We start from the raw sequence: 23,346 nt of genomic DNA, 5'->3' as shown, positions 1-23,346 counted from the left end.
TTACTCCCTATTTCCCATCAGACCCGACGGACGGATCAATAACACCAGTAGCATGAGCAAGAAGGGAATCGTGGCTGCCATGGAAGAAACTTTCAGTGTGAGTAAACCACCAGTAGTGCGTGCCCAGTCACCCATGCCTACTAGGCTAAATAGGTCAGCTAAGCTCCAATCAATGCCCACGGCAAACGAGGACACCAAACCGATGATGAGGGAGGACAACATGGCACCACCTAAGGAGCCCAAGCCACCTACTACCACCACCACAAATACCAACACGCCAAGTTCTAGCGCCATGTTGGGGTTAGTGGTGTAAAACGCACCTGCTACGGCACCAGCGAGACCAGCCAAGCCAGCACCAACGGCGAATACGCCCATGAATACCATGGGTACGTTGTGGCCTAAGGCTTCACCCATACGAGGTTTGTAGATAGCAGAGCGCACCACAATCCCGACACGAGTGCGGGTGAGCAGCAAGTAGATCAAGGCAAACATCAGCAGGGATGTGGCACCAATCAGCAAGCGGTAGAAGGGGTAGTTGGTACCGAAAATGCTGAATGCTGAAAAATTCAGCGCTTCTGGTACGCGGTAATCCACAGGGTAGTTACCGTAAAAGAGCTTGATGACTTCGGTGATGATGAAGGACACACCGAAAGTCAGCAGCAATTGGTGACCATGCCCGTACTGGTGTACGCGACGCAGCATATAGCGCTCACCGAAGGCACCAATCAGCCCAACCAAAATGGGGGCGATCACAATTGCAGGCCAGTAGCCTGTGTATTTTTGCAGGGAGTACGCCAAGTAGGCGCCAACCATGTAGAAAGAGGTATGGGCGAAGTTAAGAACGCCCATCATGCCGAAAATAAGGGTCAGGCCGGCGGAGACCATGAACAACAGCAATCCGTAGATGCTACCGTTCAGCAGGGACACAACAAAAAACTCCATGCGTATGCCTTTTTTTGCCTAAGTTGGAGGTATAGGCTCTGCCAAGCGCAATAGGTAGAGCTATCAGGGGCTAGAGACTAGAGGGAGGATGGCACCCGCCATGACATCACAGCGGGCGCATCAGAACAGGAGTTAGGAGGGGCGTTTCATAGAACATGTTTGTTCTACGGGGTTAACGGCCTCTGCTCCGGTGAACAGTTTGACAACGCTAAAGCCCATGTCTGTGCCGTCTACTTTGTATTCGGCATCACGGGATACTTGAGACACCACGATAGGCAACATGACTTGGTGGTCATCAGCACGAATCGCAATTTCACCCAATGGGCCTTGCAGTGTGACGTTTTCTAAGTTCAGTGCCAGTTGTGTGGTGTTCAGCTTGCCATCAGCGTTAGCTTCGGTGTTACGCAGTGCTTCGCCCAGCATTTGAATACCAAACACGGTTTGTGGTTCTACGTAGGTAGGGTAGTGGCCAGTAACCGCTTTGTAGTCTTCAGCAAAGGCTTTAGTGGCGTCGTTGGCTTCTACGTTAAACGCGTGAGAGATGTAGTGGCCCAGAGCCAAGTCACCCGCGTTGGCGATGTTGCCGGGTTGATCCAAGAACACAGTACCGAAACGAATTTTCAAACCGGCATCGCGTGTGGCTTTCATCAGCAACAACAAGTCGTTGGACCAGTTGCCAGTGATGACGGTTTCTGCACCGCTGTTCTTGATGCGGTTAGCGTACGGGGCAAAGTCTTGAATGCGGTTCACATCGTGCAGCGTTTTTTCTACCACGGTGTAGTTGTTGGCAGCCGCTTGTTGTTCTGTGGCGTACTCCATGTCACTACCCCAAGAGTAGTTTTGGTTCATGGCGTAGACGTTAGAACCTAGCACGCCATCTTCTTGCATGGCGTTAACCAGTGTTTTCACACGGATAGGGGCGTTAGTGGTGAAGCGGAAGTGGTAGAAGTGGCATTTGTCAGCCGTCAGTTCCAGTGCTTCGCCACCCATGTTCAGGTACAGCACTTCTTTGCCACGGTTACGGATGTTGTGTTTGCGAATGTCTTCGGTGATTTGACCCGACACAGCAGACGATGAACCTTGGATGATGATATCCGCGCCATCAGCAATAGCCGCTTTCACTTTGTCTGATGCACCAGCTGGGCCGCCCTGGTTATCGTATTCCATGATTTCAATGGCTTCACCATTCCAACCGCCGGCTTGGTTGATTTTGTCCAACTCAAATTTGACAGCGGTTCGGTACAGCAGGCCGGTAGAAGCTTGGGGGCCAGACAGTGTTTCCACTAAAGCGATTTTGAGTGGTGCGGCTTGTGCGGTAGTCAAGCTGCTCAACCCAGTGACGGCCAGCGTTAGTGTCAGGTGTTTCAGTTTCATCGTTTGCTCTCCATTCTCCGAAAAGAATTCGCATGTGGCGAGGCCTTCGTGTGGGACAGATATTGGTTTAGGAATATCCAGCACAAAGGATAATTTTTATGTAACTTGTCTGATAAGTTTGATATGCTTGTCAGACGATTTGAAAAATACTATATCAGCAACAAAAAGAGTGTCAACGAGCATTGATCAAGAAACACGGTAATCATGATTAAGTCGTTATAAATCAATGTGTTGCTCTTATAGGTATAAACCCGAATACGAGGAGGAACTATGCTAGGACTAGAGAAAAAAACGGTGTTAATTACCGGTGCGGCTGGGGGAATTGGGCGTGCTTTAGCGCTGCGTTTGGCACAAGCTGGCGCGCAGATTGCACTGTGTGATCGTGATGCCAATGCACTGGAAAAGTTGGAGCAAGAAATACGTGAGCAAGGCGGCGTGGCAGAGCGTTACGCGGCAGACATAGGGTCGCAACAGTCATGCCAGGATTTAGCAAAATCGGTGGCTGATAGGTTTGGCGCTATTGATTCATTGGTGCATTCCGCTGGTATTTATCCCGAGGCAAAAGTGGCCGAGATGAGCACCGAGCAATGGCGTCAATTGATGCAAATTAATCTGGATGGCACCTTTTATATGTGCCAAGCCGTGATGCCGTATTTGTCTGAACGTAGCAGCATCGTGAATTTATCGTCCATGGCAGGGCATCGCGGTAGTTATGCCCATGCACATTACTCGGCTTCTAAAGGTGCAGTAACCAGTTTCAGCAAAAGCTTGGCCTTAGAGTTGGCGCCGCGTACACGCGTGAACTGCGTTGCGCCTGGCATTATCGAAACGCCTATGACCCGTGATTTGCTACAAGCAAAAGGTCAGAGCCTATTAGCCTCTACGCCGTTGCAGCGCTTTGGTACCGCCCAAGAAGTGGCCGATGTGATTCTGTTTTTGTGTTCAGACCTAGCGTCGTTTGTGACCGGTGAAACCATTCATGTGAATGGTGGTTTGTACATGGTGTAACGTTAGGCCGCCAGTCTCGTTATACTGGCGGAGTTTCACACCTTACCAAAACAGATCAGGATTGTTTGACCACTATGGCAGGGCATAAACAGAGCGTTGCATACTCCACGCCCATTGTGGCGTGGATACGGCAGGAAATAGAAACCGGCAATTTTGTTGCCGACCAAAAGCTACCTAGTGAAGCGCAGTTACAAGAGCGCTTTGGGGTGAGTCGTTCCGTTGTGCGCGAGGCATTGTCACAGCTGAAATCCGAAGGATTGGTGCATTCACAGCAAGGGCGGGGCGTGTTTGTGAATGCCCGAGGTGAGCGTCGCATGTTCAGTTTAGACATGTCGGGTGCCACATTGGGTGATCTGACTAGCCTAGAGCATGTGATAGAACTATTGGTAGCCATTGAGGTGGCGGCGGCTAAACATGCAGCGCAGCGCCATACGGCAGCGGACCTGAAAAAGATACGCAAAGCGCTGATAGGCATGGAGTACGCCATTGCTTGCGATCAGTTGGGTGACGAGGAAGACTACGCGTTTCACCAAGCCATTGTTGATGCCACACATAACCCTCACTTTATTACCTTAAATGAGTACTTGGAACAGCATGTGCGTCGTTTGATACGCCAAACACGTAGTCACACCGCGCAGTACCACCAAGACTTGATCGAAGATGTGCAAGCCGAGCATCAGGCCATCATTCAGGCCATAGAACAGCGTGATTCCGATGCAGCCGCTGCGGCGGCAGAGCGCCATTTACGCAATGCGGCAGAGCGTCTACGCACCTATATCAAGGTGTAACGGGTTTGGCTAATGACTCAAGCGAAGCGGTAGGTACCCAACCGCTTTGCTGAGTGAGCAGATTCTTACACCACATCCAGCCGTTCAGGTGTTTAAGCACTGCGACAATTTCCCCCACCCTCACATTCAGTTCTTGAGCGGTATAGTCCTCTAGCGCCACACCGTGTGACGGTGCGTCGGATGTTCTAGCAATAATCTGACTTGGTACCCAGCCACCAGTGTGTTCGGGCAGGGTGCAAAAAAACCAGTTATCCCAGCCTTCGGGGCCTGCATATTTGGCGCCCACGGTTAAGGCTGTGCCTTTAGTGAAGGTGATAGGGTCGGGGAACTCGCTGTGGTGAGCAGCGATCACACGATGTATATGGGGTAGTTCTGCGGTGTGGTCGGCGGTATAACGCTGTACTACCAACCCTTCGTCTTCGGTGGGCGCTACAAAATAACTGCTGATAGCATCAAATTCAGCCTCGGATGTTTGGAAAGGGTGCGCACCCGATTGATTGCGCTGGTGTAGCCTGGCTTTGCAAATGGCATCGGGTATATCCAGAAAATGCAGCACGTGAGACAAGGCAGATGCTTGGCTTAAACTACGCATCCATGCACGACTAGCCAATGTGTTGGCGGGGAAGTCCAACACTACCGAAACGCCTGTTTCTAGTAGTTGGGCAATGTGTGGGGTCATGGCGGTACGTAGTAGCCCAGCACAGCGAGCATAGTCTGTGATGGTTTTTATACCGTCTGGGTAAAGCGCCGCTAGCCAACTGTCTTCGCTGATCAATACCGTGTGGGGCGCACTAGCAAGTTGAGCAGCAAGCGTAGACTTACCTGATCCAATTTTCCCGCAAATGAAGTGCAACATGGCTGGCGAGGTAGCGGACGTTTTGAAGGCAGAAGTCATAGGTGCTTGTTCCTTGATTGAAGTGGCATCCCGTGTGGGGATAAAAAAACCCGCCAGAGTAGGCGGGTCTGTGCAATGGTTGTGCGCACCAGCTAACCCGCCTTTTTGGGGCGACGAATCATCTCAGTCATGAAGGGGCTGGTAACTATAGTCATGAAATCAGTATAAGCAGCTTAAAGGCGTTGTGCAAAGGGGTTTGCATAGTGGTACATATGCGTGAGCTTAGTGCTGAAATTGCTGTAGGCACCAGTCCCACACTGCCGCTACGGCGGGTTGGCGTGTGCTGCTGCGTTTACGTAGTAAGTAGTACGAAGCCGGTAACGTAATGTAGTGGTCGCTGACGGTAATTAAGCGGCCAGCTTTTAAGTCGTCAGCCACAAACGCCTTGTTAGTGAGAGCTACGCCTTGCCCACCTAAGGCGGCATCAATGGCTAAGGCCGTTTGGTTAAATAGGGTGCCGGGTAGGCGAGTGGGGCTGTTTAAAAAGGCAGGCCAGCGATCGTGGGCATCATGTAGTAGGGGCAAAGTTGCCAACTGTAGCGCTGACAGCGGAGGCGGTTGGGGCAGCACTAAATGAGGGCTGGCCACAGCGATGAGATCTTGATGAAAGAGCAACTCTGCCTCCACAGTGGCAGGGATACTGCGTGCGGTTAAACGTATGGCGATATCCACATGGTCTCTATCAAAATCAGACAGTGCGTCCGTGGCAATGGTTTGCAGTTCTACCTGCGGTAACTCGGTATAGAGATGGGCTAAACGGGGAATCAGTAGTTTGGCGGCAATGGTAGGTGTCACACTGATGGTGACGCGATCAGGGCGATGGGCAAGCCTTTCTGTAGCCGTAGTAAGCGTATCAAAAGCATGGCTAATATCACTTAAGTAGCTAGTTCCAGCCGGTGTTAACGCCACACCGCGTGCTAAGCGCTGAAACAGGGGCGCGCCTAAGTGAGCCTCCAGCGCGCGTACTTGTTGCGCTACCGCGCCTTGTGTCACACCTAGTTCATCGGCAGCAGCCCTAAAGCTGAGACGCCGCCCGGCAACCTCAAAGGCGCGTAGTGCATTTAATGGGGGGAGTTTTCGTCGGCTGATAGGCATGATAAGGCAGTAGTTTTTCTACAGTGTTATGGGCATATTTATCGTTAGAAAATTCGCAGCTATAGATTGATAATAACGCCATATACTGTCTTTAGGAGTAGATCATGTCTGTAGAAAAAGTAGCACTGATTACCGCTGGTGGATCGGGTATGGGCGCAGCAGCAGCACGACGCTTAGCCAAAGATGGGTACGCGGTGGCGATATTGTCTTCCTCAGGAAAAGGCGAGGCGTTGGCCAAAGAGTTAGGTGGTATAGGGGTGACAGGTTCCAACCAATCACAAGATGACTTACAGCGTGTAGTGGAACTGGCTGTAGAGCGCTGGGGGCGTATAGATGCCTTGGTGAACTCGGCTGGGCATGGCCCGCGAGCCCCTATTTTGGAGCTTAGCGATGAAGACTGGCACAAAGGCATGGAAGTGTATTTCTTAAATGCCGTACGTGCAGCACGATTGGTGGTGCCAGTGATGCAAAAACAGGGCAAAGGGGCAATCGTAAACATATCCACAGCTTGGGCATTTGAGCCGTCTGATATGTTTCCTACCTCGGCGGTGATGCGTTCTGGTTTAGCCAGTTTCACGAAGATTTTTGCGGATACGTACGCAGCACAGAATATACGTATGAATAACGTGCTGCCGGGGTGGATAGACAGTTTGCCTGCTACCGATGCGCGGCGTGATAGTGTGCCTATGCAGCGCTATGGCAAGGCGGAAGAGGTGGCCGGTACGGTGGCGTTTCTATTGTCTGATGATGCGGGGTATATCACGGGGCAGAATCTGCGCGTTGATGGGGGCATTACGCGGGCTATTTGATGTGGCTTAGCAGTTAGTAGGCTTCTACGCTCAATGCTAGCTCGAAGTAACCACTGTATTCATCGCACATGCTGAGGGACTGCGGAACAACTTTTTGTGATTTGAGACACCAAATCAAAAAAGTTTTCCTCCGCCTCCTCCTAGATATCGCAATTGATAGGCTTACTACCCTTTCTTCAGTAGCGCTTTAATCAAACCTAACAGCAGCGATTAGGCTCACTTATTTTGCATACCGATTTGTCATTACCGGCGTGAGCTACAACTATTTCACTACCTGCTACAGAAATAGAAATACCTGACAGAAATCACCAGTCTAGAAACCTAGGCAAGCGACGAGCAAAAGGCGGATGGAAGTGTTTTTTTATTTGGTGTCTCAAATAAAAAAATACTTTCGCAGCCTTAGGCTACGGCAGACAGTGATTGATATGCGGGTTTTCTGCTTTAGGCTAATGCAGTCCAGCCGCCAGTAAGCGGGCTTTCAGCCTTGCTTTACCACTCCAAACCAACACATAGACAACTCCTAGAACCAGTACAGCGTGTATTGGAATAGCAATAGGCATTGTTTGTTATGTTATAACATAACGCTTCCTGAAACTTACCTTTACACGATCTTATGAAATTCCCTCTTAAACCCCTTAGCCTTAGCGTCTTAGTGGGGCTGGGCAGTATGCAGCTTGCCGTCGCACAGGAACACACTGAACAGGCTACCGTGCCCACACTACACGCCATCCGAATTTCGGCGCTGCCTTTACAGACAGAGATGAATAAAGGCGCAACGGCTATTACGGTTGTTGAAACGCATGATTTGCTGGCGGTGAATGCGGCCGATACGTTAGGGCAGGTATTGGCACAGTCGCCTGGTATTCATAGTGATACTTTTGGTGCCGGAGCCGGTAGGCCTGTGATTCGTGGTCAAACAGCGCCGCGCGTCAAGGTCCTGAGCGATGGGATTGAGTTTATGGATGCGTCTGCAGTGTCTCCTGATCATGCTATTCCTGCCGACATTTTCTCGGCGGAACGTATTGAAGTGCTGCGTGGGCCGTCTGCTTTGCTATACGGGGGCGGGGCGATTGGTGGTGTGGTGAATATTGTGGATAACAAGATACCCACCGCGATTCCAGAAAAAGCATTTTCTGGTCGTATGCAATTGCAGGGTAGTAGCGTAGACCGTGGAAATGCCGAAGCCCTGTCGCTAACAGGTAGTACAGGCTCTGTCGTGGTGCAGTTAAATGCAAATCGTAGCGAGGGTAAGGATTACCGTGTCCCCCATTGGAAAGACAGCAGGGTAGAAAATTCCAATGCTAGAAGTGACAACATGAGTGTGGGTGTGTCTTTTGTGGGGGATAGGGGCTACATAGGTGCGGCGTATTCGTACCGATACGATAAGTATGGTTTGCCAGGGCATACCCATGAATACGAGGATTGTCACCCGCATGGCTCATCGTTGCATTGCGGTGGGCACGGCCATGATCATGGGCATGACCACGGCGGTCACGAGCATGGACACGACCACGATCATGATCACGATCATAAAACGAATGCAATCTTGCGCAGTGACCGCTTTGATTTACGTGGCGAGTTAGATGATCCTCTGCAGGGTTTTGACAGTGTTAGGTTCCGAGCAGGTTATACCGATTATCGACACGATGAACGCGATGATGGAGTAACCGGCACGCGATTCACAAATCGTGGCTACGATGGCCGCATTGAGTTGCAGCACAAACCATGGGGTGGGCTGACTGGGGTAGTAGGTATACAGACCGCGCATTCAAACTTTAAGTCGGTAGGCGGCAGCGAGAACTTTATTCCTCCTAGCAAAACCCATAGTACGGGGCTGTTTATGGTGGAGAGTTACGAGTGGGATGCACTACGGTTTGAAGTGGGAGCACGTTATGAGTGGCAGAACATTAGGCCCGAAAATCGCACATTAAAACGCTACAGTGATCAGGCTACGTCGCTGTCAGCGGGGGTGTCATGGGCGTTTGCCCCTCAGTATGTAGCGTCATTGTCGTTATCGCGTTCGCAGCGCATGCCTAATGCCCAAGAGTTGTATGCCAAAGGGGTGCACTTTGCGACCTTAACCTATGAGCGCGGCAACCCGAATCTCAAAAAAGAAACCAGCCAAAGCATTGATGTAGGTTTGCGCAAGACAGAAGGGGCGGCGCAGTTTGCGATTAACCTTTTCCACAGCGACATCAAAAACTATATTTATGCCAACACCTTAGACAAGTTCGAAGACTTCAGGCTTATCGAATACAGCCAGCGAGATGCGCGTTTTACCGGTGTAGAGGCCGAGGCATCTTATCAATTTACTCCCATTGTGAAAGCCACGTTATACGGGGATTATGTGCGCGGTAGTTTGCGCCATAACGGTGGTTCGCTAGCTCGTATTCCGGCGGCACGTGTAGGTGTGCGTACAGACTTTGCTTGGAATAGTTGGCAGGCCTACTTGAACTACACGCAGCATTTCAGTCAGAATCGGGTGGCGGATTATGAAAGCCGTACAGCCGGTTATGGCATGTTTGGTGCAGGGATAAGTTACCGTACAAAACTGGCAGGTAATGCCTACGAATTCTACGTAAAAGGCAGCAATTTGTTTAACCAGTTGGGCTATAACCACGCCTCTTTTATTTCTAGGGCAGCACCGTTAGCAGGACGCAATGTGATGGCTGGTGTCAGGATGGAGTTTTAAGCATGAGTACCCCCAGTATTAGTCTGCTGTATCGCAAAGTGACCGAGCTACAAGCACACACCCCATGGGGGAAGGTGCTGGATGCAGGCACAGGGTTGGGTTCCATGCGCTGGCTGCACTCCATAGACAGCAGCAGTTGGACGGCGATTACAGGTGCAGAAAGCATGGCGCGTCAGATCACGCGTGCGCCCTTTTTTCAGGCCAGAGCACAGGATCGTTTGTTAACCGATAACTGGATGAACCCCAGCCTTTTAGAGGGTGAGCAGTTTGATACGGTGTTAGCAGATTATTTGCTGGGGGCTATCGAAGGCTTTGCCCCCTATTGGCAAGATCAACTCTTCCCGCGTTTGCGTCAGTTAACGCGTGGCACCTTGTATGTGATTGGTCTTAACCCCTATGTGCCGTATGACGCGGACGACGAGGCAGGCAAGCTAGTTACCGAAATAGGGCGGCTGCGCGATGCGTGCTTGTTGCTTGCTAATGAACGGCCTTATCGAGAATACCCGTTGGAATGGGTGTTGCGACAGTTGCGTCTGGCTAACTTTACGCCTGTAGAAGTGCAGCAATTTTCTATACGTTATGGCGCTAATTTCGTGAATGGCCAGCTAGATATGTGCGCAACACGTACCCAGCGTTTTAGCGATAGAGGCTTGGCTATAGCGTTCACAGAGCATATTGCCGAGTTGCGTCAACGAGCCCTGAATTATGTGGCGCAAGAGGGTGGGCTGCGCCATGGTTTTGATTATGTAATTCAAGCCACTGCCTGAATAGAGGGTTGTGCCGATACAGCCTTAAAATTCGTTGAAGGGTTAACCCTAACAGGAGAAAACTTCCTGATAAGAGGGGAATATATATCGTTTTGCGTATCGTGTCCCATCGCTTGTAATAGCACTACTGTTTAATTACTTTAGTGCAGCCATTGTTATGAGTAACTTAGGATATAGAGTATTCCCCCATCCTGCTGACGCGCAGCAGGATGCAGCCTTATTAGACCAGTTTGCTCAAATCGGCGTGGCGCAGATCAGCGATTGTATGCAGCGTTTGTATGGCGTAGTGGGCCTACGTCCTTTCCATCAGTGCGCCACGCGCATGGTGGGTTTTGCTGTAACGGTGAAAGTGCGCCCAGGCGATAATTTGATGATTCATAAAGCGATGACGATGTCTGGCGCACATCAGATTATTGTGGTGGATGGGCACGGCGATACGACCAATGCGCTCGTGGGTGAACTGATGATGTTAGATGCTCAGCGCCGCGGTATTGTAGGTTTTGTGATTGATGGCGCCATCCGTGACTCTGATGTGTTTGCCGCACAGTCCAGCTTTGGATGCTTTGCACGTGATGTGTCGCACTTGGGCCCGTATAAAGATGGTCCTGGCGAAGTGAATGTACCGGTGTCTGTTGGCGGGCAGGTCGTACAGTCCGGGGACATTATCGTTGGTGATTGCGATGGCGTGGTGGCCGTACCGTATGCGCAAGCGCATGAGGTACTAGCCTTAGCGCAGAAAAAAGAAGCCACTGAACAAGTCGCTAAACAAAAAATTGCGGTTGGGACTTACACCAAGCCCTGGCTAGAGAAAACTATTGCTGAAAGAACAGGTGCCTAACATGAGTATTGTGGCTGAGCGCATTCGCCGTATTAAATTGTCTCCTAGCGTTGCGACCCGTGCGGTAGTGTCCGAGTTGCGCGCACAAGGGCGTAGAATTATCGATCTCACTATTGGGGAGCCGGATTTTGCGACACCAGCGCATATATGTGCTGCTGCAAAAGTCGCGATTGATAAAGGCCAAACCAAGTACCCACCAGCACAAGGTGTAGCTGCATTGCGCCAAGCCATTGCAGCCAGATTACACAGTGAGACAGGTATCAGCTATCCAGTATCCCAAGTGATTGTGAGCACTGGTGGCAAGCAAGTGCTATATAACGGGTTGGCAGCATCGTTAAACGAGGGTGATGAAGTTATTGTGCCTGCCCCTTATTGGGTGTCGTATCCAGATATGGTGTTGGTGAACGGCGGGGTTCCCGTGATTGTTCAAACCACCATTGCCAATCACTATAAGCTTACTCCGGAGCTATTGGAGACGGCGATTACGCCACGCACTAAGTGGTTGGTGTTCAACGTACCTAGCAACCCAACAGGCACTTTGTATAGCGTAGCCGAACTGCGTGCGTTGGCCGATGTGTTGGTGCGTCATCCACACGTGTGGGTTATGACAGACGATATGTATGCGCGTTTGAATTTTACTGGCCAACCTACACCGTACTTACTACAAGTGGCACCAGAGTTAAGTGAGCGCACTTTGTTGGTAAATGGTGTATCTAAGGCGTATGCCATGACGGGATGGCGTATTGGCTATGGTGCTGGACCTGCGGAATTGATTGCGGCGATGTCTGTGCTGCAATCACAAAGTACCTCTGGTGCATCGTCTATTAGTCAAGCAGCTGCACTGGAAGCGCTGACAGGTCCACAGGAGTGTGTGGAAGAGTTTGCGCAGGTGTTTAAACAGCGGTGCGATAAAGCCTGCGAGTTGCTGGCACAAGTACCGGGTTTGACCTTAACTAAACCGGATGGCGCTTTTTATGCTTTCCCGGATTGTTCTGGACTGCTGGGTTCCACCACACCTGCTGGTGACCGTATCGAAAACGATGAAGACCTGGTGCTGTATTTGTTGAAAGAAGCAGGTGTGGCTGTGATCGGCGGCACTGCATATGGCGCACCCGGCACGTTCCGTTTGTCTTTTGCAGCATCGCTGGACGATATAGAGCAAGGATGTGAAGGCATCCGCGCAGCATGCGAGAAATTACATTAAGCCTTTCTTAAAAGGCAGCTACCTTGTCACATAGTGGTTCATAAGAGGAGACTCATCATGTATAAAACGATGTTTTCAGTATTGTTGGCATCCACCAGTATGCTCATGGCATCCACAGCACAGGCAGATCAGTTGGCAGAAATACAGGAGCGCGGCACCTTAGTGTGCGGTACGCTGGGCACGTCTCAACCGTTTAGCTTCCAAGACCCAACAACACGCAAATTGGTGGGCTATGACGTCGATGTATGTCAGTTGCTGGCCGATAAGTTGGGTGTAAAGGTGGAGTACAAACTGTTGTCAGTGAGTGCGCGTATTCCTGAGCTCAATGAAAAGCGTGTAGACGTATTGGCGGCTAACCTAGGGTACTCACCTGAGCGTGCTAAGCAAATTGCGTTTAGTCATGCCTATTATGTCAGCCCCCAGAAGTTATTAGTGCGTGCGGATGCGGGTTTAGAGCAGATTAGTCAAGTCAATGGTCGTAGAGTCGGTGCTACCAAGGGATCGAGTTCAGAGCGTGAAATCAAACGCATCTTGGACAAGTCCAACGTGATTGGTTACTCCGACAGCTCTGCTACCTACTTGGCCTTGCAGCAGCGTAAAGTGGATGCGCAGTTTGCATCGGAATTGGTGTTGTTGCGTTTGATGTTGCAAAGCCCACCTACCGCGCCAGTCACTATTATTGAAGAGCCTGTGTTTATGGAGTATTGGGGCTTAGGTTTGCGTCAGGATGAGCCTGCATTCATCGAGAAAGTAAACCAAATCTTGGATGAGGCCGAGCAAGATGGTACGGCCGCTAGTATCTTTGATACATGGTTTGGTATGGAGTCTCCATATCAATTAGAGCGTTCATTCAGCATTGCGCCTATACAAGAATAGGCCTGCTCTTCAGTCAGTCAAAACATGCTTGAGTTCTTTTATGTAGAACAGCTGCTGGATGGGATGGTAACAACCATCCAGCTTTTTGCTGTGTCTTGGGTGATGGCGTTTACCTTAGCCATTCTCCTAGTCATTATTCGTACTACCAATCTACGGGTATGCCGATGGTTGGTGGATATATTTGTGGAATACCACCGTAATGTGCCGCTTATGGTGCAGGTGCTGTTCTGGTATTTTGGTATGCCAGAACTGTTGCCAGAAAATATACGTTTCTGGTTGTACGACCATAATGCCGAGCTGTCGTTAGCGGCGATTGCGTTAGCGCTAGGGTCTTCAGCCTATATAGCTGAGGATATTCGTAGTGGCTTGCGAGCCATCCCTGGCACGCAGTTCGAGGCTGCCCGCGCCTTGGGGTCTAGTTATTTGCAATGTATGCGCCACATTATTGTGCCGCAAGCTTTACGTATTGCGATTGCACCGTTAATCAGTCGAGCCTTGTTACTGTTTAAAAATACCAGTGTGGCGATGGCGATTGGTGTGGTGGAGTTGACCTATCAGACTCGTGAAGTAGAAAACGAAACCTATCGTACGTTTGCGACCTTTGGGACAGCGACAGTATTGTATTTGTGTGGTGCGTTTCTGATTATGTTTATTGGTGCTCGCATTACGGCGCGTTTTGCCCTGAAGAAAGGGGGCGCATAATGCTAGAAATTATACAAAATTACTGGCCCATGTTCTTGGTAGGGCAGTACCCCAACGGGCCCTTGGGCGGGTTGGCACTGACCTTGATTTTGGCGGCGTGTGGCTTGTTGTTGTCGTTCCCGTTAGCCATCGGACTGGCCTTGGCCCGCGTAGGCCCTTGCAAGTGGTTATCCACCGCCAGTCGCCTGATTGTGAACGTTGTGCGTGGCGTACCGCTACTGATGCTGATTTTTTGGGCGTATTTTGTCATTCCCAAACTCACTGGCGAATCCATTAGCGGTTTTTGGACCTTGATCTGGGCGTTGGTAGTGTATGAAAGCGCGTATTTATCTGAGGTGATACGGGCAGGTATAGAGGCCATACCTAAAGGTCAAATTGAGGCGTCTAACTCGTTAGGGGCAGGGTACTGGACCACCGTTCGTAAAGTAATTTTGCCGCAGGCCCTCTTTAATGTGTTGCCTGGCATGACCAGCCAGTTTGTCTCTACGATCAAAGAAACCTCATTGGGGTATGTGATCAGCGTGAATGAACTAACCTTTGCGGCTAACCAGGTCAATAACTTGGTGTTGACGCAGCCGTTACAGGTATTTGGTATCTTGGCGATCATTTATTTCATCGTGTGTTTCAGCTTAAGCCGTACGGTGAATTGGGTTGAGCGTCGCATTCAGCGCTCGCGACAGATGGCAGTGATTTGATCTAATAAGGTTAGGTAAACATGATCAAGTTTGAAAAAGTAAACAAATGGTATGGCGAACATCATGTGCTGCATGATGTGGACCTTACGATTGGCAAAGGCGAAGTGGTAGTCATTTGCGGCCCTTCAGGCTCCGGAAAATCCACATTAATTCGCACCGTTAATCGCTTGGAAGAAATACAAAAAGGCTCGATTACGGTGGATGGGCAGGATATTCATGCCAAGAAGCTCAATCTGAATCAGTTGCGTCAGCGTATTGGTTTTGTGTTTCAGCAATTTAATTTGTTTCCGCACATGAGTGCTGCCGAGAATATTATGTATTCGCTGGTGTATGTGCAAAAGCAGAACAAACAGGATGCCCGAAAACAAGCCGAGCAGTTATTGCAGCGTGTGGGTCTGGCCCATAAAGCCGATGCTTTCCCTGGCGCCCTGTCTGGCGGACAGCAGCAACGTGTGGCCATCGCCAGAGCCTTGGCGCTGAAACCGCCTGTGATTCTGTTTGATGAACCTACCAGTGCCTTGGACCCGGAAATGGTGGGTGAGGTTTTGCAGGTTATGAAAACCTTGGCCAGTGAAGGTATGACCATGGTGTGTGTCACGCACGAGATGGGGTTTGCGCGTGATGTGGCCGACCGTGTTGTTTTTATGGATGCGGGACACATTGTTGAAATTGCCAAGCCGGAGCCATTTTTTAGCCAGCCGCAGCACGAGCGCACCAAGCGTTTCTTGGCCGACATCATACGCGTATAGAGTATGGTCGTCAGTGATCCGGCTTGGGCTGTTAGCAGTAAGGGGGTATGCTAGGCATGGATAAATCATCTCATGTTTCTACAGCAGCCATGTATACCCTGAAGCAGCTCGAGTCTTTTCACTGGAGTGCCGTATTAGGGAGTTTTAATGCGGCCTCTAAAAAGCTTTATGTTACCCAATCAGCGGTAGCTAAGCGCGTGAGCGAACTAGAGGCATTCGCGGGTGCTGAGTTGTTTGATCGTTCACAACGTAAACTGGCACTGACGCTGGTGGGGCGCCGCTTGTTTGAGCTTTCCACACAATTATTAGAGCTCAATAGCCGTATTGTGCGTGAAATGGCGGACTCCTCTAGATTTGAAGGGGTGGTGCGCTTAGGCGTGACCGAACTAAGCGGTTTGACCTGGTTAGCCGACCTGATTGGTGACATGGGAGAACACTATCCCAATATACAATTGGTGCCAGAAATTGATGGTGGTATTACCCTTTATGAACATTTAGAGAGTGGTGACCTAGATTTGGCTGTCATGCCGGGGCCATTTTGGAGTTATGAGTACGATTGTGTGAAGTTGGGTGTTGTGACCAATGTGTGGATGGCGAGCCCATTTCTCGCGTTGGATTTTGATGCTTGTCTGACGCCTAAAGACCTCATGCCATTTCCGGTGATTTCTCAGCCGCCTAATTCTGCTCTGTCTCACCTGTACGATACGTGGTTTGCGGAACAAGGCTTCACGCTTAATCGGTTATTAACCTGCAACAGCATGGATATGATGGCGCGGCTCACCATTATGCGCCAAGGCATTAGTCATTTACCTCGAGGGTATTTTTGGCCCTTGGTAGAGCGTGGTGTGCTGCGTGAGTTACATGTGCAGCCCGAGTTGCCACAAATTCAATATTACGCCGTGTTCAAACGTAGTTTGCTCAGTCATCAAGTGTCTTTGGTGATAGACAGAGTACAAGCCGTTTTTGATTTAGAAGCAGGTGATACATTGCTGACTGCTCTGCAGCAATAGATGGTGCGGTGATTCTGTCTGTGGTAGTGGCTTGGGTTATCATAAAACGATTTTTCAGTGAGTAATAATCTTGGGCATAGGACTCTACAAGACCGTCGTAATCTGTTTTTTGGGTTTAACTATTTCGGGCTGTGCCAACGTGAGGTGGAGCCATCCCGCGCCTTCATCTGAACTCGTGCAAGAAGTCGCCAACGATATCTACGGGATTAAGTACGAGAAAGACTACATAGCAACAGTAGAAGAGCCTGCTACTCAAGAAGAGTTCGACCAGATTATGAATAACCCGCCTACCAAAGAAACTCGTGGCATAGGTTTGGTAGCGCGTGTGGAAGACGAAACTTTTTTGATGGCGGGCTACAGCACACATTTTTATAAACTGGGTTTGAACTCAGAAAAAGACTATGCCCGCTATAACATCGAAGATAAGCCTGCTATTGGGTACAAATATGCCTATCAAGGCAAGATAACTGGCATTGCGTTTCAGTCGCCGCATATGGCGATGAGCAGTAATGATAGAACGAGCTTGATATTACGAACGACGCCGATTTCAGCCTTTCAGGTGAAAATCTTTTACGAAGATAACACCAGTGCCACGTTTGAGTTTTTATCGTCCACGCTTTCTACTCGATTTGGCGGCGGGTTCAAACTCACGCCCCTAAGCTACTTTGACGGCTGGCTACTGATAGATCATAGCTATTACAGCGACACCTTTACGTTGAGTGGCCCCTACAACAAGTAATAGCAGCCTATATAAGTGTTTTATGGATGAGACACGTTCTCATCCATTCTATTTGTCCACTCAAACAGCAAACCCTACTAGCTCGTGACAAAAATGCCTAAAAAGCAGATTTGTAACCAGTGAAGTAGGGTTTTTTTGTATTGAATTCATGCGCAGTCTAATGAAGACTGGAATGGCTGATTATATATTTCTAAAATTCATAAGTGTTTGAATTGTTTGATTTTTTTGTTGAGGTTTATATAAGGAGTAGTACATAACAATCATGCTGTAATGCGTCGTGGTAGAGAGGTGGTTAACTTTAAAAATATTTTGGAGAACACGTCTATGCATGTAGCAGAAAAGAATAAAGGTTTATCCATACTGATATGGATAGCGGTAGCCTTACTAGGTGCTTTCGCGTTGGGGACGGTAGCGCTGACTCGGCGGGGAAACCGTGAGTGCCCTGTGGGTAGTCATCGCGGCTGTGTGCGTGTATTTGATTGCGTACCGTTACTACAGCAAATTCATTGCTAATAAAGTTTTTGAGTTCAATGCGAATCGCATGACGCCCGCTTGGAAATATAACGATGGTTTGGACTATGTTCCTACCAACAAGCACATTTTATTTGGACACCACTTTGCCGCTATCGCAGGTGCCGGGCCGTTAGTCGGGCCAGTCTTGGCCGCCCAAATGGGGTATTTGCCCGGTATGTTGTGGATTCTGGCGGGGTGGTCTTTGCCGGTGCCGTGCAAGATTTCACCGTACTATTTATTTCTAGCCGTAGAGATGGTCGTTCGCTGGGCGACTTAATCAAGGCAGAGTTAGGGCCGGTAGCTGGCGTGATTGCGTTGTTTGGTGCCTTTATGATCATGGTCATTATCCTAGCGGTATTGGCATTGATCGTGGTGAAAGCACTGATTGGTTCGCCGTGGGGGACCTTTACCGTTGCCGCGACAATTCCATTAGCCATTTTCATGGGTATTTATCTGCGCTATTTGCGCCCTGGGAAAATTGGTGAAGTCTCTATTATTGGTTTGGTGTTGTTGCTGGCCTCTATTATTTATGGTCAAGACGTTGCTCAGCACCCGTACTGGGGCCAAGTATTCAACCTAGATGGCGAAGAGCTGACATGGGCGCTGATTATCTATGGCTTTATTGCTGCCGTACTGCCCGTTTGGTTGTTACTGGCACCACGTGATTACTTGTCTACTTTCTTAAAAATCGGCACGATCGCGGGTTTGGCCATTGATATTGTTTTTGTGGCCCCACCACTGAAAATGCCGGCAGTGACTCAGTTTATTGATGGCACTGGCCCAGTTTGGGCTGGCGGTTTATTCCCCTTCTTGTTCATCACTATTGCGTGCGGGGCGGTATCTGGTTTCCATGCGCTAATCTCTTCAGGCACCACGCCTAAGATGATCGAGAACGAAACCCAAGCGCGCTACATAGGCTATGGTGCGATGCTGATGGAGTCTTTCGTCGCTATCATGGCCTTGATCGCCGCATGCGTGATCGAGCCCGGCATCTACTACGCCATGAACAGTCCAGCAGCGTTAATCGGCACCACGCCAGAGCAAGTGGCCCAAGTGGTATCCAGCTGGGGGTTTGTGATTCAACCTGAGCAGCTTACCTCTATGGCGGCTGCGGTAGGCGAGAACACCATTATTTCTCGTGCGGGTGGTGCACCTACGTTGGCGGTGGGTATGGCCTATATTCTGCACTACATGTTTGGTGGCCCTAGCATGATGGCATTCTGGTATCACTTTGCCATCTTGTTTGAGGCGCTGTTCATCCTGACAGCGGTGGATGCCGGCACACGAGCAGGCCGTTTTATGTTGCAAGACTTGCTAGGTACCTTCGCGCCCAGCATGCGAGCAACGGACTCTCTAGTCGCTAACTTAACGGCAACCTTACTGTGCGTGGGAGCGTGGGGGTACTTCTTGTATCAAGGCGTGGTGGATCCGCTGGGTGGTATTAACACCTTGTGGCCGCTGTTCGGTATTGCTAACCAAATGCTGGCTGCGGTTGCGCTGACCTTGGGTACGGTGGTGCTATTTAGGATGAAGAAAGACCGCTACGCATGGGTAACTGCAGCACCTACCGTATGGCTGTTGATTTGCACCCTGACGGCGGGCTTCCAGAAAATCTTCCACCCCAATCCAAAAATTGGTTTCTTGTCGCATGCTGAAATTTACAGTGCAGGGTTGGCAGAAGGCACTGTCATGGCGCCCGCTAAATCGTTAGAGCAAATGCGTCAGGTGATTATTAACGACTACGTGAACTCTATTTTGTGCGCGTTGTTTATTTTTGTGGTGATCAGCATGGTGTTCTTTGGCATACGAGCTATTCAGAAAGCACGTCGTAGCCCTCAGAATACAACGGCTGAAACACCGTTTGAGCCATTGCCAGCACAAGCGTTGGCAGGAGCAGAGTAACCATGAAAACCACAGGATTATTCACGAGCTTTGCACGCTCGGCCACCCAGACGGGGGCGCAAACAGGACGCTATCTGGGGCGTACCCTGCGGCTGATGGTAGGGGTGCCAGATTACGATGTGTATGTAAAACACATGCAAACAACGCACCCCGATCAAGAGCCTATGGATTACGCCACCTTCTTTAAAGAGCGACAGGCGGCACGTTACGGTGGCAAAGGCAGGATTATGTGCTGCTAAGTCCCCACCCGTAGCGCGTGGCGCTACGGCCACTAGCTCCTCACCTAATCTACAGAACACCCCAACGTGGAAGGCTTCTTCTACGCGTGGGGTGTTTCCATTCACCATGCAGTACGCTACTCTGGTAGAGCGGGGTACGTGCCACGCACTGCATTTTTATAGGGTGTTGCCAATGTTTAGAGACTTAATTGACGACCTAGATGACATTTCTGCAGGGCCAGAGATACTGCTAGATGTGCCATTTGTGCCTACGGATGACAGTGTCATCAAGAAAATGCTGGGGTTGGCGCGGGTTAAGGCTACTGATGTGTTGTATGACTTGGGCTGTGGCGATGGCCGTATTGTGATTGCGGCGGCTAAGGCTTGCGGTGCACAAGGCATAGGCGTAGAAATGGACCCCTTGCGTGTTGCCGATGCCATGGAAAATGCAGCCCATGCCCGTGTAGAGCATTTGGTGGATTTCATAGAAGAAAGCATCTTCACGGTAGACATTAGCGGAGCAACGGTAGTAACGCTGTATTTGTTAGAGTCGGTGAATCTAGATTTACGCCCTCGCTTGCTGAGCGAATTACGTCCCGGCACGCGTATTATTTCTCATGCCTTCAGCATGGGGGACTGGAAAGCCGACGAAGAGCTGGAGCTTAGTGGCATTAGCCTCTACAAATGGGTAGTACCGGCTCAGGTAGAAGGTGCCTGGGAATGGGAAGGCTTGGACGGCAACACGTACTATGTGGAACTACAGCAAAGCTTTCAAGAAATCACCGGTACCGCGTGGATAGGGGATACCGAGGTAGTGCTTAGTTGCGCCACCTTACAGGGCGATAGTTTAGAACTGCACATAGAAGACGCAGATAACGCTGTGCATGTGTTTACGCTGATCTTCGCAGAGGGCGACGTAAAATCAGTGTTTGAGAACGTGTAAGAGGGGAATTCTTTGCTGCGACGGAGAAACCGGAGCGTTTTATCTGGCGCGACCAACAGGAATCGAACCTGTATCGAGAGCTTCGGAAACTCTAATTCTATCCATTGAACTATGGTCGCGGAACTCGCTATTTTACCTTGTTTTTGGAAAAAATGCTGAAAGCTATAGGGTGTAGACAGCACGTTAGCGCAAGGTGTGCGTACAAGTTGGGTGCAGTCCGCTATAATGCGATGTTGGTCACTATGTACGGATTGCCTAGAAGGGAAGCGTAGGTCTGGCAGTACGTGTATGCGTCTTTAATTTTGGCGTGGCTCGTAACGAGTTGTCGCCTGCTACTGTTCAAATTTGCGGGATCCGATTATGAGCAATACGGAACAACTCCATAATAATCAAAGCGGCCAGCAAGGCCCAAAATTCTCTTTACAGCAAATCGTGCTGGTCGTGATATTGGCGGTGATTGTGCCTATCGCGTTAGTAGTGATGTTGGTGAATTTGTTTTCAGTGGGTTTGAAAGCAGGTGCTAGCTATAACGATCAGGCACAGGAAGCCATTGCTACTCGTATTCAACCTGTAGCAGGTTTTGTATTAGGGCCAGCAGAAATTGTTGCTGAAGGTCCTAAAGTACTGAAAACAGGTAAAGAAGTGTACAACTCCACCTGTGCGACCTGTCACTCCGCGGGGCTTGCAGGTGCTCCGCTATTTGGTAGTGCAGAAGCGTGGGCTCCATTTGTACAACAAGGTTACGATGCGATGTTGAGCGTGGCACTAAACGGTAAAGGCGCTATGCCGGCACGTGGTGGTAACGCTAACCTCGAAGACATCGAAGTTGCGCGTGCCATGGTGTATATGGCAAATGAAGCGGGTGCCGGTTTCGATGAGCCAGCAGCACCAGCCGAAGACGAAGTAGCGTCTGAGTAACTCTAGCTGCCTTTATAGGGTAGTGCAGTACAAAAAAAGCAGAACCTAATAAGGTTCTGCTTTTTTATTGCCTACTGCATGACTTAGCTATTGGTCTCAAAGGAGCTAAGGTAGTCTTCAAAACTTTGATTGGCTTGCGCGGCTTCAATATTTTCTTGCAGGGTAAGCGAGTCTGTGGCGGCTTGCTCGTAGGCGGCTTGGCGTTTAGGGCACAATGCCGTGTCTAATAAGTGCTGGCGATGTGCTTGGCTTTGTTGCAAGGTGAAGTCCAAGAAACTCAGGCCAGAACCACTTAAATCACGTAGAAGCTGTGCGGACGGTGTGTTGTCAGGGTCTAGTAGCTTGTGTTTCTGAGCATGCAAGGCTTCGCGGTGAGCATGGCCAGATTGCAGGTGCTGATCCAAAAGGTCAGCATAGGGTTCCATATCTTCTAGCAGTTTTTGGCCCCAGTCTTTGAGGCTAATGCTACCGTGCTCGGGTGTGTTCAAAATCAGACCAGGTTTACGGCCTTCACGCACTACCTGTGCAAAGTTGTTCTTGCTGTGCTGACAGAAACCGTTGTTCGGGAACTCATCGCTGGATTCCAGTGTACAGAACAGCAGGAAGGTATCTAAAAAGTGACAGCTCTGTTCGCTGATCCCTAATGGTGCATAGGGATCAATGTCTAAACAACGTACCTCCACGTACTCCACACCGCGTTGAGCCAGCGCGGCAGAAGGGCGCTCGCCTGATTGCGTGGTGCGTTTGGGGCGTATGTTGGAGTAGTACTCGTTTTCTATCTGCAGAATGTTGGTGTTGAGCTGTATCCACTCGCCATTGCGGTGGGTGCCAATGCGTTCGTAGTCAGGCCACGGTGTACGCGTAGCATGCAGCATACGCATCAAGAAAGTGTCCAGATCGTTGTAGCACAGCTGTAGTTCGGCTTGTGCCTCTTTGTTTTGGTAGCCCAGATCGCTCATGCGTAAGCTAGTGGCCCAGGGCAGGGTATAGCTATCGGGAGCAACCTTTTCTAAAGGTAGGTTATGCCCTTTTAAAAAGCTGCTGGACACCACCGGTGAGGCACCAAATAGGTACATCAGCAACCATGAATAACGGGTGAAGTTACGGATCAGTGCCAGATAGCCGGTAGAGCGTTGTTCTTGTAGATCTAGGCCATCAAACCCCAACAGTGGCCACAGCGTGTCAGGCAACGAGAAGTTGTAGTGAATACCTGCAATGCATTGCATGCGTTTACCGTAACGCTCGGCCAAGCCGCGTCGGTAAATGTGCTTCATCATGCCCACATTAGATTTGCCATACCACGCGATGGGAATATCGGCCTCGTTTGGCAGCAAAGCCGGCATAGACTGATTCCACATGGTTTCAGAGTCTATACCTTGGGCTGTGAAAATATGAATGGATTGCAACTCATCCATCAGGCTAGCCACATCGTGGTGCGTGCCCGTGATTAACTCCAGCAGGGATTCTGAGTAGTCTGTAGTGATGTGCTCGTTGGTCAGAGCAGAGCCCAGGGCAACAGGGTGTGGGCGTAAAGACAAATGTGCAGACGTATCAACACGCAGGCCTTCTTTCTCGATACCACGTCGTAAGGTGCGCAGAATATCGGGTTGATTTTGAAGGACGTGGAGTCGGCTGGAGCGAGTATTCATTGAGGCCACCACGGGGGTTG

The 23,346-nt window shown here is 50.0% G+C and carries 21 protein-coding genes, 1 tRNA gene and 1 pseudogene; 17 read left to right on the top strand and 6 right to left on the bottom strand.

What is annotated here, in order from left to right; translation table 11 throughout:
• Both GY634_RS07645 and GY634_RS07640 read right to left on the bottom strand, forming a co-directional pair.
• Complete coding sequence (locus GY634_RS07645; RefSeq protein ID WP_166407956.1) at nucleotides 1-942, bottom strand: branched-chain amino acid ABC transporter permease; 942 nt, start codon at nucleotides 940-942, stop codon at nucleotides 1-3.
• 132 nt (nucleotides 943-1,074) lie between these two features.
• Complete coding sequence (locus GY634_RS07640) at nucleotides 1,075-2,316, bottom strand: branched-chain amino acid ABC transporter substrate-binding protein (RefSeq protein WP_166407955.1); 1,242 nt, start codon at nucleotides 2,314-2,316, stop codon at nucleotides 1,075-1,077.
• Nucleotides 2,317-2,586: 270 nt separating this feature from the next.
• On the opposite strand from GY634_RS07640, the gene GY634_RS07635 reads away from it, so the two are divergent.
• Together GY634_RS07635 and GY634_RS07630 are read left to right on the top strand one after the other, a co-directional pair.
• Nucleotides 2,587-3,324, top strand: a complete 738-nt coding sequence (locus tag GY634_RS07635) for an SDR family NAD(P)-dependent oxidoreductase (protein ID WP_166407954.1) — start codon at nucleotides 2,587-2,589, stop codon at nucleotides 3,322-3,324.
• Between the two features lie 74 nt (nucleotides 3,325-3,398).
• Nucleotides 3,399-4,112: a FadR/GntR family transcriptional regulator gene (locus GY634_RS07630; RefSeq protein WP_166407953.1), complete on the top strand. Its 714-nt coding sequence runs from the start codon at nucleotides 3,399-3,401 to the stop codon at nucleotides 4,110-4,112.
• Here the strand turns inward: GY634_RS07630 and GY634_RS17385 are convergent.
• The gene (locus GY634_RS17385; protein WP_341352814.1) at nucleotides 4,102-5,007 is read right to left on the bottom strand and encodes an AAA family ATPase; all 906 of its coding nucleotides are present in this window, start codon (nucleotides 5,005-5,007) and stop codon (nucleotides 4,102-4,104) included. The genes GY634_RS07630 and GY634_RS17385 overlap by 11 nt on opposite strands.
• A 222-nt stretch (nucleotides 5,008-5,229) precedes the next feature.
• Nucleotides 5,230-6,102, bottom strand: a complete 873-nt coding sequence (locus GY634_RS07615; RefSeq protein ID WP_166407952.1) for a LysR substrate-binding domain-containing protein — start codon at nucleotides 6,100-6,102, stop codon at nucleotides 5,230-5,232.
• A 104-nt stretch (nucleotides 6,103-6,206) separates the two neighbouring features.
• Here GY634_RS07615 and GY634_RS07610 point away from each other — a divergent pair, with 104 nt between their 5' ends.
• The 14 genes and pseudogenes from GY634_RS07610 to GY634_RS07545 all read left to right on the top strand — a co-directional run bounded on the left by GY634_RS07610 (nucleotide 6,207) and on the right by GY634_RS07545 (nucleotide 20,759).
• Entirely contained in the window at nucleotides 6,207-6,911 is a 705-nt protein-coding gene (locus GY634_RS07610) for an SDR family oxidoreductase (protein WP_166407951.1), read from the top strand.
• 613 nt (nucleotides 6,912-7,524) lie between these two features.
• Nucleotides 7,525-9,603, top strand: a complete 2,079-nt coding sequence (locus GY634_RS07605) for a TonB-dependent receptor domain-containing protein (protein ID WP_166407950.1) — start codon at nucleotides 7,525-7,527, stop codon at nucleotides 9,601-9,603.
• 2 nt (nucleotides 9,604-9,605) lie between these two features.
• Nucleotides 9,606-10,370, top strand: a complete 765-nt coding sequence (locus GY634_RS07600) for a class I SAM-dependent methyltransferase (protein WP_166407949.1) — start codon at nucleotides 9,606-9,608, stop codon at nucleotides 10,368-10,370.
• A gap of 157 nt (nucleotides 10,371-10,527) precedes the next feature.
• Nucleotides 10,528-11,208, top strand: coding sequence for an RraA family protein (locus GY634_RS07595; protein WP_166407948.1), 681 nt, complete (start codon nucleotides 10,528-10,530; stop codon nucleotides 11,206-11,208).
• A gap of 1 nt (nucleotide 11,209) precedes the next feature.
• Entirely contained in the window at nucleotides 11,210-12,412 is a 1,203-nt protein-coding gene (locus tag GY634_RS07590; protein ID WP_166407947.1) for an aminotransferase class I/II-fold pyridoxal phosphate-dependent enzyme, read from the top strand.
• A gap of 99 nt (nucleotides 12,413-12,511) precedes the next feature.
• Nucleotides 12,512-13,288 (top strand): ABC transporter substrate-binding protein, encoded by a 777-nt coding sequence (locus tag GY634_RS07585; RefSeq protein WP_341352819.1) that lies wholly within the window; start codon nucleotides 12,512-12,514, stop codon nucleotides 13,286-13,288.
• Between the two features lie 24 nt (nucleotides 13,289-13,312).
• Nucleotides 13,313-13,990 (top strand): amino acid ABC transporter permease, encoded by a 678-nt coding sequence (locus tag GY634_RS07580; RefSeq protein WP_166407945.1) that lies wholly within the window; start codon nucleotides 13,313-13,315, stop codon nucleotides 13,988-13,990.
• Nucleotides 13,990-14,685 carry an amino acid ABC transporter permease gene (locus GY634_RS07575; protein WP_166407944.1) on the top strand — a complete coding sequence of 232 codons (696 nt, stop codon included), beginning with the start codon at nucleotides 13,990-13,992 and terminating at the stop codon, nucleotides 14,683-14,685. Before GY634_RS07580 ends, GY634_RS07575 begins: the two co-directional genes overlap by 1 nt.
• A 20-nt stretch (nucleotides 14,686-14,705) precedes the next feature.
• Nucleotides 14,706-15,434: an amino acid ABC transporter ATP-binding protein gene (locus GY634_RS07570; protein ID WP_166407943.1), complete on the top strand. Its 729-nt coding sequence runs from the start codon at nucleotides 14,706-14,708 to the stop codon at nucleotides 15,432-15,434.
• 89 nt (nucleotides 15,435-15,523) lie between these two features.
• Entirely contained in the window at nucleotides 15,524-16,444 is a 921-nt protein-coding gene (locus GY634_RS07565) for a LysR family transcriptional regulator (protein WP_166408125.1), read from the top strand.
• Nucleotides 16,445-16,583: 139 nt separating this feature from the next.
• Complete coding sequence (locus tag GY634_RS07560; protein WP_166407942.1) at nucleotides 16,584-17,183, top strand: hypothetical protein; 600 nt, start codon at nucleotides 16,584-16,586, stop codon at nucleotides 17,181-17,183.
• A gap of 324 nt (nucleotides 17,184-17,507) precedes the next feature.
• Nucleotides 17,508-19,598: pseudogene (locus GY634_RS07555) on the top strand (carbon starvation CstA family protein).
• A 2-nt stretch (nucleotides 19,599-19,600) separates the two neighbouring features.
• Nucleotides 19,601-19,837: a YbdD/YjiX family protein gene (locus GY634_RS07550; protein WP_166407941.1), complete on the top strand. Its 237-nt coding sequence runs from the start codon at nucleotides 19,601-19,603 to the stop codon at nucleotides 19,835-19,837.
• Nucleotides 19,809-20,759 (top strand): class I SAM-dependent methyltransferase, encoded by a 951-nt coding sequence (locus GY634_RS07545; RefSeq protein WP_242683643.1) that lies wholly within the window; start codon nucleotides 19,809-19,811, stop codon nucleotides 20,757-20,759. Before GY634_RS07550 ends, GY634_RS07545 begins: the two co-directional genes overlap by 29 nt.
• Before the next feature lie 44 nt (nucleotides 20,760-20,803).
• On the opposite strand, the gene GY634_RS07540 is transcribed toward GY634_RS07545, so the two are convergent.
• Nucleotides 20,804-20,878: transfer RNA gene (locus GY634_RS07540), tRNA-Arg, on the bottom strand.
• Between the two features lie 241 nt (nucleotides 20,879-21,119).
• On the opposite strand from GY634_RS07540, the gene GY634_RS07535 reads away from it, so the two are divergent.
• Nucleotides 21,120-21,677, top strand: a complete 558-nt coding sequence (locus tag GY634_RS07535; protein WP_166407940.1) for a c-type cytochrome — start codon at nucleotides 21,120-21,122, stop codon at nucleotides 21,675-21,677.
• A gap of 83 nt (nucleotides 21,678-21,760) precedes the next feature.
• Here the strand turns inward: GY634_RS07535 and gshA are convergent, their stop codons facing one another.
• Nucleotides 21,761-23,326: a glutamate--cysteine ligase gene (gene gshA, locus GY634_RS07530; RefSeq protein ID WP_166407939.1), complete on the bottom strand. Its 1,566-nt coding sequence runs from the start codon at nucleotides 23,324-23,326 to the stop codon at nucleotides 21,761-21,763.
• Nucleotides 23,327-23,346 lie beyond the last annotated feature (20 nt).

The organism is Paenalcaligenes suwonensis (genome assembly GCF_011290505.1).
Lineage (GTDB): Bacteria > Pseudomonadota > Gammaproteobacteria > Burkholderiales > Burkholderiaceae_B > Paenalcaligenes > Paenalcaligenes suwonensis.
The sequence above is the reverse complement of the archived record's forward strand: the minus strand, read 5'-3'. Positions and strand labels throughout refer to the sequence as shown.

What these genes read in the sequence shown, in the direction of transcription:
- GY634_RS07645 (WP_166407956.1), bottom strand. Translation starts at nt 942, where the DNA reads ATGGAGTTTTTTGTTGTGTCCCTGCTGAACGGTAGCATCTACGGATTG.
- GY634_RS07640 (WP_166407955.1), bottom strand. Translation starts at nt 2,316, where the DNA reads ATGAAACTGAAACACCTGACACTAACGCTGGCCGTCACTGGGTTGAGC.
- GY634_RS07635 (WP_166407954.1), top strand. Translation starts at nt 2,587, where the DNA reads ATGCTAGGACTAGAGAAAAAAACGGTGTTAATTACCGGTGCGGCTGGG.
- GY634_RS07630 (WP_166407953.1), top strand. Translation starts at nt 3,399, where the DNA reads ATGGCAGGGCATAAACAGAGCGTTGCATACTCCACGCCCATTGTGGCG.
- GY634_RS17385 (WP_341352814.1), bottom strand. Translation starts at nt 5,007, where the DNA reads ATGACTTCTGCCTTCAAAACGTCCGCTACCTCGCCAGCCATGTTGCAC.
- GY634_RS07615 (WP_166407952.1), bottom strand. Translation starts at nt 6,102, where the DNA reads ATGCCTATCAGCCGACGAAAACTCCCCCCATTAAATGCACTACGCGCC.
- GY634_RS07610 (WP_166407951.1), top strand. Translation starts at nt 6,207, where the DNA reads ATGTCTGTAGAAAAAGTAGCACTGATTACCGCTGGTGGATCGGGTATG.
- GY634_RS07605 (WP_166407950.1), top strand. Translation starts at nt 7,525, where the DNA reads ATGAAATTCCCTCTTAAACCCCTTAGCCTTAGCGTCTTAGTGGGGCTG.
- GY634_RS07600 (WP_166407949.1), top strand. Translation starts at nt 9,606, where the DNA reads ATGAGTACCCCCAGTATTAGTCTGCTGTATCGCAAAGTGACCGAGCTA.
- GY634_RS07595 (WP_166407948.1), top strand. Translation starts at nt 10,528, where the DNA reads ATGAGTAACTTAGGATATAGAGTATTCCCCCATCCTGCTGACGCGCAG.
- GY634_RS07590 (WP_166407947.1), top strand. Translation starts at nt 11,210, where the DNA reads ATGAGTATTGTGGCTGAGCGCATTCGCCGTATTAAATTGTCTCCTAGC.
- GY634_RS07585 (WP_341352819.1), top strand. Translation starts at nt 12,512, where the DNA reads ATGCTCATGGCATCCACAGCACAGGCAGATCAGTTGGCAGAAATACAG.
- GY634_RS07580 (WP_166407945.1), top strand. Translation starts at nt 13,313, where the DNA reads ATGCTTGAGTTCTTTTATGTAGAACAGCTGCTGGATGGGATGGTAACA.
- GY634_RS07575 (WP_166407944.1), top strand. Translation starts at nt 13,990, where the DNA reads ATGCTAGAAATTATACAAAATTACTGGCCCATGTTCTTGGTAGGGCAG.
- GY634_RS07570 (WP_166407943.1), top strand. Translation starts at nt 14,706, where the DNA reads ATGATCAAGTTTGAAAAAGTAAACAAATGGTATGGCGAACATCATGTG.
- GY634_RS07565 (WP_166408125.1), top strand. Translation starts at nt 15,524, where the DNA reads ATGTATACCCTGAAGCAGCTCGAGTCTTTTCACTGGAGTGCCGTATTA.
- GY634_RS07550 (WP_166407941.1), top strand. Translation starts at nt 19,601, where the DNA reads ATGAAAACCACAGGATTATTCACGAGCTTTGCACGCTCGGCCACCCAG.
- GY634_RS07535 (WP_166407940.1), top strand. Translation starts at nt 21,120, where the DNA reads ATGAGCAATACGGAACAACTCCATAATAATCAAAGCGGCCAGCAAGGC.
- gshA (WP_166407939.1), bottom strand. Translation starts at nt 23,326, where the DNA reads ATGAATACTCGCTCCAGCCGACTCCACGTCCTTCAAAATCAACCCGAT.